The sequence below is a fragment of the Mesorhizobium sp. B2-6-4 genome (genome assembly GCF_006441495.1).
GTDB lineage: Bacteria > Pseudomonadota > Alphaproteobacteria > Rhizobiales > Rhizobiaceae > Mesorhizobium.
Genome location: NZ_VFUE01000008.1, coordinates 57149 through 68782 on the forward strand (window position 1 = coordinate 57149; position 11634 = coordinate 68782).

At 64.4% G+C, this 11634-nt stretch carries 7 protein-coding genes; 1 reads left to right on the top strand and 6 read right to left on the bottom strand.

Annotated features, from left to right (window positions below; all coding sequences use genetic code 11):
* Position 1: 1 nt before the first annotated feature.
* Positions 2-3361, bottom strand: a complete 3360-nt coding sequence (locus FJ426_RS12765; RefSeq protein WP_140825222.1) for a transglutaminase family protein — start codon at positions 3359-3361, stop codon at positions 2-4.
* A gap of 104 nt (positions 3362-3465) precedes the next feature.
* Positions 3466-4662: an acyl-CoA dehydrogenase gene (locus FJ426_RS12770; RefSeq protein WP_140496189.1), complete on the bottom strand. Its 1197-nt coding sequence runs from the start codon at positions 4660-4662 to the stop codon at positions 3466-3468.
* Between the two features lie 104 nt (positions 4663-4766).
* On the opposite strand from FJ426_RS12770, the gene FJ426_RS12775 reads away from it, so the two are divergent.
* Positions 4767-5678 carry a LysR family transcriptional regulator gene (locus tag FJ426_RS12775; RefSeq protein WP_140496190.1) on the top strand — a complete coding sequence of 304 codons (912 nt, stop codon included), beginning with the start codon at positions 4767-4769 and terminating at the stop codon, positions 5676-5678.
* Here the strand turns inward: FJ426_RS12775 and FJ426_RS12780 are convergent, their stop codons facing one another.
* The 4 genes from FJ426_RS12780 to FJ426_RS12795 form a co-directional block, all read right to left on the bottom strand.
* The gene (locus FJ426_RS12780) at positions 5679-8000 is read right to left on the bottom strand and encodes a Tex family protein (RefSeq protein ID WP_140560373.1); all 2322 of its coding nucleotides are present in this window, start codon (positions 7998-8000) and stop codon (positions 5679-5681) included.
* Between the two features lie 121 nt (positions 8001-8121).
* Complete coding sequence (locus tag FJ426_RS12785) at positions 8122-9300, bottom strand: serine hydrolase (RefSeq protein ID WP_140560344.1); 1179 nt, start codon at positions 9298-9300, stop codon at positions 8122-8124.
* A 34-nt stretch (positions 9301-9334) separates the two neighbouring features.
* Positions 9335-10531 (bottom strand): serine hydrolase, encoded by a 1197-nt coding sequence (locus FJ426_RS12790; protein WP_140560343.1) that lies wholly within the window; start codon positions 10529-10531, stop codon positions 9335-9337.
* Between the two features lie 64 nt (positions 10532-10595).
* Positions 10596-11630, bottom strand: coding sequence for an extracellular solute-binding protein (locus FJ426_RS12795; RefSeq protein WP_140496193.1), 1035 nt, complete (start codon positions 11628-11630; stop codon positions 10596-10598).
* Between the last annotated feature and the right edge of the window lie 4 nt (positions 11631-11634).

Genomic DNA, 11634 nt, shown 5'->3' on the forward strand with positions numbered 1-11634 from the left:
ATCAGAGTCTTGGCGGACGCCGAAGGTCAAGCGTCACCGGGAAATCTTCCGTGGGTTGTTCTTCGCGCAGCACATAGGTCGACGGCGTGTGGCCGCGCGCCTCGAAGCGGGCGAGCCGGCGCGCTTCCGCCTCATTGCCGTTGACCGGAAAAGTGTCGTAGCTGCGCCCGCCCGGATGCGCGACATGATAGACGCAGCCGCCAATCGCCCGACCCGACCAACGGTCGTAGATATCGAACACCAGCGGCGTATTGACCGGCAGTGCCGGATGCAGGCCCGAAGCGGGCTGCCACGCCTTGAAGCGCACGCCCGCCACCGCGACTTCCCTGTTGTCGGTAACCTTCATCGGCACGATGCGGCCGTTGCAGACGACGGCATGGCGCTCCGGATTGAGCCCTTCGGTCTTGACCTGCAACCTTTCGACCGAGGAATCGACGAAGCGCACGGTGCCGCCGATGGCCCCCTGCTCGCCCATGACATGCCACGGCTCCAGGGCCTGCCGCAGTTCCAGCTTGACGCCCGCATATTGGACCTCGCCGCAGAAGGGAAAGCGGAACTCGAGCTGCGCGTCGAACCATTCGGGGCGGAACGTGAAACCGTTGAGCTTGAGGTCGTCGAGAACGTCGAGAAAATCCGCCCAGACATGATGCGGCAGCATGAAGCGGTCGTGCAGCGACGTGCCCCAGCGCACGAAACGGCCGTCGAGCGGGTTCTTCCAGGCACGGGCGATGATCGCCCTGACCAGCAGTTGCTGCGCCAGGCTCATGCGCGCATTGGGCGGCATCTCGAAGCCGCGGAATTCCACCAGGCCCAGCCGTCCGGTCGGTCCATCAGGCGAAAACAGCTTGTCGATGCAGATTTCCGAGCGATGCGTGTTCCCTGTGACGTCGGTCAAAAGGTTGCGGAACAGCCGGTCGACCAGCCATGGCAAAGGCAGGCTGCCCTGGTCCGGACGCGGCACCTGCGCCATGGCGATTTCAAGCTCGTAGAGCGAATCGTGGCGCGCCTCGTCGAAGCGCGGCGCCTGGCTGGTCGGGCCGATGAACAGGCCGGAGAAGAGATAAGACAGCGAGGGATGCCGCTGCCATTGCAGCACTAGGCTCTTCAAAAGATCGGGGCGGCGCAGAAACGGGCTGTCATTGGGGGTCGCGCCGCCGACCACAACATGGTTGCCGCCGCCGGTGCCGGTGTGGCGGCCGTCGATCATGAATTTATCCGCGCCAAGCCGCGTTTGCCGCGCCTCCTCGTAGATCGCCGTGGTCGTCGCCACGCAGTCCTGCCAGTTGGCAGCCGGGTGGATGTTGACCTCGATGACGCCAGGGTCCGGCGCGACGCGGATGACGTTGAGGCGCGGATCATGCGGCGGGCCGTAGCCCTCGATATGCACTGGCAACCTGATCGCCTTGGCCGCGTTCTCGGCTGCTGCCACCAGCTCAAGATAATCCTCCAGCGCCTCGACCGGCGGCATGAACACGCAGAGCCGTCCCTCGCGCGGCTCGACCGAAAGCGCGGTACGCACCGCGCCGCCGATCTCGGTGATCTCCTGCTCGACCCGGTCCTGCTGGGCGGTCGCGGCCGTGAACGATGCCGCCTGCTGGCGGCGTGCCATTTCATCGGCGCCCTGAGGATCGGCCGGAGCCGCCATGGGCAAGATCGCCTCCCGCACGGGCAGCGCACCGCGCGGCTGCGACGGATCGACCGGAACGATATAGGGAAACTGCTCCGGCGGCACGTGAGGCAGCGTGCCGAGCGGCAGGCGGTAGCCGACCGGTGAATCGCCCGGCACCAGGAACAGCCGCCCGCGCCGCGTCGTCCATTTTTCCGAGCGCCAGCGCTGGCCCGACGCCTGGCTGTTCCAGCGCTGCACCGGCAGCACATAGCCCGACGGCTTGGTCAGCCCGCGTTCGAACACCGTCGCCATGCGGCTGCGCTCTTCGGGATCCTCCAGCTTCGAATTGGACGGATCGACATTCTCCGGCAGCTTGCCTTCCTTGAGCAGCCACTCGGCCGGATCCTCATAGGCTTCGCTGACCATGGACGTTTCGATGCCGAGCTCGCCGGCGATCGCGGTCAGCAGGCTCTCGGCCTGCTTCGGACCGATATCGGCTTCGCTTTTCTCCCGCGCGATCAGCGACGGGTCGCTCCACACCGGCTGGCCGTCGGTGCGCCAGTAGAGCGAAAAGGTCCAGCGCGGTAAGCTTTCGCCGGGGTACCATTTGCCTTGGCCATAATGGAGGAAGCCGCCAGGCGCGAAGCGCTCGCGCAGCCCCCGGATCAGCGCATCGGCCTTTTCGCGTTTTGTCGGGCCGACGGCGGCGGTGTTCCACTCGGCGGACTCGAAATCGTCGATCGACACGAAGGTCGGCTCGCCGCCCATGGTCAGCCGTACATCCCCGTCCGCCAGCGCCGCATCGACCTTGTTGCCGAGCGCATCAAGCGCATGCCAGCTTTCATCCGAGAACGGCTTGGTGATGCGCGGATGCTCCGCGATGCGGTCGACCCGCATGTCGAAGCCGAACTCGACATTGGCAAAGCTCGCCATGCCGGAAATGGGCGCTGCATTGCGAAAATGCGGGGTGGCGGCAAGCGGTACATGGCTCTCGCCGGTAAGCAGGCCCGAAGTCGGGTCGAAACCGATCCAGCCAGCGCCGTGAAGATAGACCTCGCACCAGGCGTGCAGGTCAGTGAAATCCACTGATGTACCGGCCGGCCCATCGAGCGCGACGAGGTCGGGCTTGAGCTGGATCAGATAGCCCGAGACAAAGCGCGCGGCGATGCCTAGATTGCGCAGGATCTGCACCAGCAGCCAGCTCGAATCGCGGCACGACCCTTTGGCGGCCGCCAGCGTTTCCTCCGGCGAGAACACGCCGGTCTCCATGCGCACGATATAGGCGATTTCGCGCTGCAGCCGGGCATTGAGGTCGACGAGAAAATTGACCGTGTTTTTCGGGCTGGTATCGATGGTTTTCAGGAACGCCGACAGCAGCGGGCCTGCCGGTTCCGGTGTGCGATAGATGGCGAGGTCGTTGCGTGTCTCTTCCGGATACTCGAACGGGAAATTTTCCGCCGTCTCCTCGACGAAGAAATCGAACGGGTTGTAGACCGTCATGTCGGCGACGAGGTCGACCTCGATCTTGAGTTCGCTCACCGGGTCGGGAAAGACGAAACGGGCGAGGAAATTGCCGTAGGGGTCCTGCTGGAGATTGACGAAGTGGTTCGCCGGCTCGACCTTCAACGAATGGCTGAGCACTTTGGTGCGCGAATGTGGCGCCGGCTGGAGCCTGATCACCTGGGGACCAAGAACCACCGGCCGGTCGTATTTGTAATGGGTCAGGTGATAGACGGCGGCCAGAATTGCCATGGAGCCCCGGAAGATCGGCGTTTAGCTGGCCGAACCCTGACACATCTGGCCGTCATTCTCCAAGCGGATGTTGCGCTGCACCTAACTTAAACGGCTACCGAACCTCAGAAAAACGCTTGGATCCCCGTCTGCGCCCGTCCCAGGATCAGCGCGTGCACGTCATGCGTGCCCTCATAGGTGTTGACCGTCTCCAGATTCTGCGCATGGCGCATCACGTGATAGCCGATCTGGATGCCGTTGCCGCCATGCATGTCGCGCGCCTGGCGGGCGATGTCGAGCGCCTTGCCGCAATTGTTGCGCTTGACGATCGAGATCATCTCCGGCGCCATCTTGCCTTCGTCGAGCAGCCGCCCGACGCGCAACGAGGCCTGCAGCCCGAGCGCGATCTCGGTCTGCATGTCGGCGAGCTTCTTCTGGTAGAGCTGCGTGCTGGCCAGCGGCTTGCCGAACTGCTTGCGGTCGAGGCCATACTGGCGCGCGCGATGCCAGCAATCTTCGGCCGCGCCCATCGAGCCCCAGGAAATGCCGTAGCGAGCCCGGTTGAGGCAGCCGAACGGCCCCTTCAGCCCCGACACGTTGGGCAGCAGAGCATCCTCGCCGACCTCGACGCCTTCCATAACCACCTCGCCGGTGATCGACGCCCGCAGCGACAGCTTGCCGCCGATCTTCGGCGCCGAAAGCCCCTTCATGCCCTTTTCCAGGACGAAGCCACGGATCTCATCCTTGCCGTTCTCGCCCTTCAGCTTCGCCCAGACGACGAACACGTCGGCGACGGGCGCATTGGAGATCCACATCTTGGAGCCGGTAAGCTTGTAACCATTGGCGGTCTTCTCGGCGCGCGTCTTCATGCCGCCGGGGTCGGAGCCGGCATCCGGTTCGGTCAGGCCGAAACAGCCTATCCACTCGCCGCTGGCGAGCTTGGGTAGATACTTCCTGCGCTGTTCGTCCGAGCCATAGGCATAAATGGGATACATCACCAGCGACGACTGCACCGACATCATCGAACGATAGCCGGAATCGACGCGCTCCACTTCGCGGGCGACCAGGCCGTAGGTGACATAGTTGGCGCCGAGGCCGCCGAATTCTTCCGGAATGTTGATGCCGAGCAGGCCGGCCTCGCCCATCTCGCGAAAAATCGCCGTGTCGAAGGTTTCGTTGAGATAGGCCTCCTCGATGCGCGGCGCGAGCTTGTCGGCGGCGAAGGCCGCCGCCCCGTCCCGCACCATGCGCTCGTCTTCCGAAAGCTGGTCCTCGATCAGGAACGGGTCTTCCCAGACGAATGCATTCTTGTCGGCAGCCATGGCGTCTCGATCCTTAAAAACGGGTGAAGCCCGGCTTATCGGCCCACGGCCTGAAAAAATCAAACGAAATTGCTTCCCCGATCAATGAGCGTTAGGAATAGATCATGAGCGTCCAACGTCGTCTTTTGCCTAACATCAACGCGCTTGCCGCCTTCGAAGCGGTGGCCCGGCTTGGCAGTTTCACCGCTGCAGCCCAGGAGCTGGATTTAACCCAGGGCGCCGTCAGTCGGCAGATCAGGCTGATCGAGGATCAGTTTGGCCGCCGGCTGTTCGAGCGCGACAGCCGCAATGTCCGGCTGTCGGCGGCGGGCGAAACCTACGCCGAAGTGGTCCGTTCGGCACTTGGCCAATTGCGCGACGCAGCGCTTGGATTGATGAGTAATCGGCATAGCGGCATCCTGAACCTCGCAATCCTGCCGACCTTCGGCACGCGCTGGCTGATGCCGATGATCCCAGACTTCGTCGACAACAATCCCGACATCACCATCAACTTCGTCACCCGCGTCGGCCGCTTCGACTTCGCCAGAGAGCGGCTGGACGCCGCCATCCATTATGGCCTGCCGGACTGGCCCGAGGCAGACTCGACGCTGCTGGTGCGGGAGGTGGTGGCCCCGGTGGTGTCGCCCGAATTTCTCGCCGAGCGCTCCATCGCCACGCCGGCCGACATCGGCCGTCTGCCGCTGCTGCACATGGCGACGCGGCCTGGCGCCTGGACAGAATGGTTTGAGCATCAGGGCCTGAGCGCGCCGACCGGACCGGGTATGCAGTTCGAACAGTTCGGCACCGCCGCCCAGGCCTGCATGGCGGGTCTGGGCGTGGCTCTGCTGCCGCAAATCCTCATCTCAGGCGAGTTGCAGCGCGGCCAGCTGGTGCCCGCGCCCGGCCAGCCTATGCACAGCCGCAGCGCCTATTATCTAGTCGTCCCGCACGACAAGCGCGGCCATCCGCCGGTCGCGAGTTTTCGAGATTGGCTGACGAGCCAGGTTGAAAAGGACCCGGCTGTTCTGGCGTGGTAGCTATTTCCGTTTCAGCGCATCCGCCAACGCCGCGCCGAACGCACCTTGCTGCGCCGGTCGCTCCGGCTGGCGCTGCGGCGCTGGCGAGCGTGGCGCCGGCCTGCCGCCGCCATTGTCGCGCGGGCCGCGCGATGCGCCGCCCTCGCCACCATCCCTGCGCATGGAAAGCGCGATCCGCTTGCGCTTGATGTCGACGTCGACGACCCGCACCTTGACCACGTCGCCGGCCTTGACCACCTCATGCGCGTCCTTGATGAAACGGTCGGCCAGTTGCGAAACGTGCACCAGCCCGTCCTGGTGGACGCCGATGTCGACGAAGGCGCCGAAGGCGGCGACATTGGTGACGGTGCCTTCCAGCAGCATGCCGGGCTTCAGATCCTTGATGTCATCGATGCCATCGGCGAAGGTTGCCGTCTTGAAGCCGGGGCGCGGATCGCGGCCGGGCTTTTCCAGTTCGGTCAAAATGTCGCGCACCGTCGGCAGGCCGAACCGCTCGTCGACGAAAACGCGCGGATCGAGCGCCTTCAGCGCCGCACTGTCGCCCATCAGCGAACGCACATCGCGCCCGCAGGCGGCGACGATCTTTTTGGCCACGCCGTAGGCTTCCGGATGCACGGCCGAGGCGTCGAGCGGCTCGAAGCCGTTCGGGATGCGCAGGAAGCCGGCGCATTGCTCGAACGCACGCGGCCCGAGGCGGGAGACCTTGAGCAAATCCTTGCGGCTGGCGAACGGGCCGGTGGCATCGCGATGCGCGACGATGGCGTCTGCGAGCGACGCCCCGAGCCCTGAAACCCGCGCCAGAAGCGGCGCCGAAGCCGTGTTGAGATCGACGCCAACCGCGTTGACGGCGTCCTCGACCACCGCCTCCAGCGAGCGGCCAAGCCGGTACTGGTCGACATCGTGCTGATACTGGCCGACGCCGATCGATTTCGGCTCGATCTTGACCAGTTCGGCCAGCGGATCCTGCAAGCGGCGCGCGATCGACACCGCACCGCGCAATGATACGTCGAGACCGGGGAATTCCGCCGCCGCCGTCGCCGAAGCCGAATAGACCGAAGCGCCGGCCTCGCTGACGATCACCTTGAGCGGCTTCGGCCCGCCGTCGGAAGGCATGTCGGACAGCATGTCGGCCACCAGCTTCTCGGTTTCGCGGCTGCCGGTGCCATTGCCGATCGAGATCAGCTCGACCTTGTGCAGGCGAACGAGCTTGGCGAGCTCCGCCTGCGTGCCACGCACATCGTTCCTGGGCGGGAACGGATAGACCGTTGTCGTCGCCACCAGCTTGCCGGTGCCGTCGACCACCGCGACCTTGACGCCGGTGCGGATGCCAGGGTCGAGCCCCATCGTCGGCCGCGATCCGGCGGGGGCGGCGAGCAGCAGATCCTTCAAATTGCGGGCGAAGACGTGGATCGCCTCTTCCTCGGCCCGTTCGCGCAGGTCGCGCATCAGATCGAGCGTCAGGTGCAGGGATAGTTTTATGCGCCAGGTCCAGCCTGCGACCTCCATCAGCCAGCGATCGCCCGGCAGGCTGCCGCCGATGGCGTAGGCATTGGCGATCATCCGCTCTACCGGCTTCACCGGTGAAGAGTCGTCGGCATCGACCTCGATGTCGAGCGACAGCACCTCCTCGTTGCGGCCGCGCAGCATCGCCAGCGCGCGGTGACTCGGCACGGTGGCCCAGCGCTCGACATGGTCGAAATAATCGGAGAATTTCGCACCCGCCTCCTGCTTGCCGTCGACCACCCTGGCGCGCATGAAGGCGCGTTCCTTCATGTAGCTTCGCAGCTTGCCGACCAGGTCGGCATTCTCGGCGAACTGCTCCGACACTATGTCGCGCGCGCCCTCAAGTGCCGCCTTGGCGTCGGCCACGTCCTCGGTCAGATAGGCCAGTGCGAGTTCCGCCGGCACCAGCGAACGGTCGGCCAGGATGGCTTCCGCCAGCGGTCCCAGCCCACGCTCCCGGGCGATCTCCGCCCTGGTGCGGCGCTTGGGCTTGTAGGGCAGGTAGATGTCCTCCAGCTCGGCCTTGGTGACGGCGGCGGCGAGCTTGGTTTCAAGCTCGTCGGTCAGCTTGCCCTGCTCCCGGATCGAGCCAAGGATGGTGTCACGCCGCGCGTCGAGCTCGCGCAGATAGGCAAGACGCTCCGACAGCAGGCGCAGTTGCGTGTCGTCGAGCCCGCCCGTCACCTCTTTGCGGTAGCGCGCCACGAACGGCACGGTCGCGCCTTCGTCGAGCAGCCCGATGGCAGCGGCAGCCTGTTCGGGCCGCGCTGTAATCTCGGTCGCGATAATGGCTGCGATGCGCTTGATGTCGGATGCCATGCCGTTCCTGCTCTTCTCGAAAAGAGCGGCGACCATAGGCGCAGATATCCTGCCCGCCAACCTTCGCGGTTTCGCCGGCGACAGAGGTCCACAGGAAAGCGCGCCCTAATGTTGCGGCCGCTCAGACCATCCGGCTCAGCGCTTCGAAGAATGCGACGATCTCGAGATCGAGCGGATCGTCGACCGGCTCGGGCTGCGACGACATCTTGGCGATCACCACTTCCGTCCGGGGGTCGACATAGAGCCACTGGCCATGGATCCCGATGCCGCAATAGGCCCCGTTCTCATGTCCTGTCTGGTACCATTTGTTGCGGTAGCGGCCCTTGGGAAACAGCGGCAGCATGGCGCCACGCTGCCAGGCTTCAGAACTGCCGCCGGTTACCGTGGTGTCGCGCACCCAGGCCTCGGGCACGATGCGGCGGCCATTCGCAGTGCCTCCTTGCCGCATCATATCGCCGACGCGCGCCAGATCGCGCGGCGTCACCGAGATGCCGCCGGCAGTGCGCGCCGTGCCCTCCATGTCGACCGCCACCGAAGCTTCGCTGGCGGCGCCCAGCGGCAGCCACAGTTTCTCGTGCATCAGGTCGGCGAAGCGCTGGCCGGACGCCCGTTCGAGCAGCAGGCCAAGCAGGTCGGAATTGGGCGACCGGTAACGGAAGGTCTGGCCATACGGCTCGGCGAGACGCTGCAGCGTCAGGAGGAATTCACGCAGGCTTTCCGTGCCGCCGCCGGGGTTCCACAAGGTGGCGCGCCGGTAGCGGGCAAAGGCGCTTTCGGGATCGAGATAGGCTTCTTCGAAATCGAGGCTGACACTCATATCGAGCACATGCCGCACGGTAGCCTCGCCATAGGCCGAACCGCCGGCTTCCGGCATGTAGGCCGTCACCGGCGCTTCCGGATCGAACACGCCCTCGCCTTCCAATATGCCGGCCATGATCGCGGTCACCGACTTGCTGATCGAAAAGATGATGTGGCGGGCGCCGAAATCCATATGCGGCGCAAACCAGTCGCCGACGATCCTGCCGCCTTTCATGACGGTCAGCGCGTCCGTGTGCGAGCGGGTGAGAAAAGCGGCGACGGTTTCCGGCGTGCTTGCCAGCGCGACCTTTTCGTCAAGCAATCCGCCGAAATCCTCGGCCGGCGCCTCGTTGACCGGCAGGGCGGCGACACGCGCGCTCGGCACCAGCTCGCCGACGTTCTGGAACGACCATCGGTTGAACGGGTTTTCGCGCCAATTGCCGAGCAGCACCTGGTTGCGGCGGAAGCCGTATTTGCTCTCGAACGCGGTCTTGCCGGTCATAGCATTTCCTTCCAGGTCATTTCTTGTGGGGGGTTCAGCTCAGCGCGGCGGCGATGGCATGCACGGCCTTCAGCGTCGCCATGGAATAGGCGACATTGCTGAAATCCGGCCAGCTCGAAAGCTTGACCACGACCATCCGCGTATTCCAGTCGATGTGGATCATCTGCCCGAACACGCCCCGGCACATCAGCGCCCGCGAATGCGGATCCTCGATCCAGAACTGGTTGCGATAGCTGCCCTCTGGCAGGCTCGGACTGAAGCCCGGCCCGTGGCTGCCGCTGCGCGTCGCCTCGATCCAATCGGCAGGCACGATGCCACCGCCATTGTCGAGGATCAGCTGGCCGAAGCGGGCATAATCGCGCAGCGTCACGTTGAAGCCGCCATCGGCCAGCGCGTAGCCGGCGCTGTCGACGGTGAAGCAGGCGCTTTCATCGGCGCCGAGCTTTTGCCAGAGTTCTTCCGAGACCAGTTGCGCCAGCCGCTTGCCGGTCACCCGCTCCAGGATGAACGCGAGCACATCGGTTTCGACCGAGCGGTACTCGAATGCCGCCCCATGTGGCCGAACAATGTCCTTCAAGCCTAGGATCAGCTCGAACATGTGCGCGGGCCAGCGAAAGTCCGGGTCGCTGCCCGGCGGCACCGGCTTCCAGCCGGTGGCGACATCGACCTGGCCGATATCGGAATAGCGATCGGTATATTCCTCGGAAAAGCGCACTCCGCTCGTCATGTCGAGCACGTGCTGGACGCTGGCGCCGGCCCACCCGGTTGCCTTCAGCTCCGGCAGGTAGTCGGCAAGCGGTTTTGTCGGATCGACCAGCCCGCGCCCGGCCAGTATGCCGAACACCGAGCCGGTGACCGATTTGGCCATGGACTGCGACAGATGCAGCGTGCGCTCGTCCATGCCGTTGAAGTAGCGTTCATAGGCTATGTTACCGTCCTTGAGCACCAGGAAACCATCCGTGTAGGTCTCGTCGAGCAGGCCCGCGAGCGTCGAGGCCTTGCCATCGCTGTCCTCGACCGGCAGCCCGTCGAGATCGACCTCGGCGCGTTCGAGGCGGTGACGGTGGCCATTGCCGCGCCAGACTTCGACGGTCGGCAGAATTTCCCTGATGTGCTGGAAAGCCCAGCGGTTCCAGGGCGGCCTGTCCCAGTCGAGCCTTGGTGACACCATGGCGGGCGGCGAGCCCTGCATGATCGGCGGCCGCGGATCGCTGTTGCGATAGGAGTCCATGAAAGCCATTCCCGGAAACGGAAAAGACCCGGCGGCATGTGCCGCCGGGTCCGTCATGCGGCGATTACTTCTGCAGTTCGGTCCAGATCTTGGTGTAGAGTTCCTGCGTCTCTGGTGCGCACATCTGCTGCAGTTCGCCAAGCGGCTTGGCGTCGGCCGGAATGACGACTTCCGGCGCGTCCTTCATGTCGGCCGGCATGTATTTGTCCGAACCGGCGATGGCATTGGCGTAACGATGGAAGGCCGAGAGGCCGGCCGCGTTTTCCGGATCCATGATGAAGTTCTGGAACAGCTTGGCGTTCTCGACATTCTTGGCCTCTTTCAGGACGACGACGTTGTCGCTCCACAGGCCATAGCCTTCCTTCGGATAATTGAAGTGGATGGCCGGGTTGGCGAGGCGCTGACGCAAAGCCGAGCCATTCCAGTCGCTGGTTGCCTTGAAGTCGCCGGCGCCCATCTTCTCTATGGTGTTGTATTCCATGGCGATCCAGTTCGGCTTCGCCGCCACCAGCAGGTCACGTACTTTCTTCAGCACCGTCTTGTCGTTGGTGCATTGCTGGCCGCCGACATATTTGATCGCGGCGAACATCACGTCGCCCATCTCCGGTACGACGTTGACCTTACCCTTCAACTCGTCGGGCGTGTTGAAGATGATGCCCCACGTGTTGGCCGGGCCCTTGTAGGCGTCGGTGTTGACGACGACGCCGATCGTGCCCCAGGCCCACGGAACCGTGTATTTGCGGCCCGGATCGAACTCAGGATTGGCCCATTCCGGCGCCACGTTTTTGAAGTTCTCCATCTTGCCCGGATCGGTTTCCTGAACGAGGCCTTCCTTGATCCAGATCGGTACATAGGTCTGCGAAGGCACGGCAATGTCGAAACCGGTGCCGCCCTGGCGCACCTTGGCAAGCGCGGTATCGTTGGAATCGTAGTCGGTGATGGTCACCTTGACGTTGTATTTGGCTTCGAACTTCTTGATCACGTCGGGGCTGGTGTAATTGCCCCAATTGTAGATGTTGAGCACGCCGTCGGCGCGGGCAAGGCCCGTCGAAGCGAGCAACGCCAACCCCATGGCGGACGCCGTTGTCTTCCAGTTCATCGTT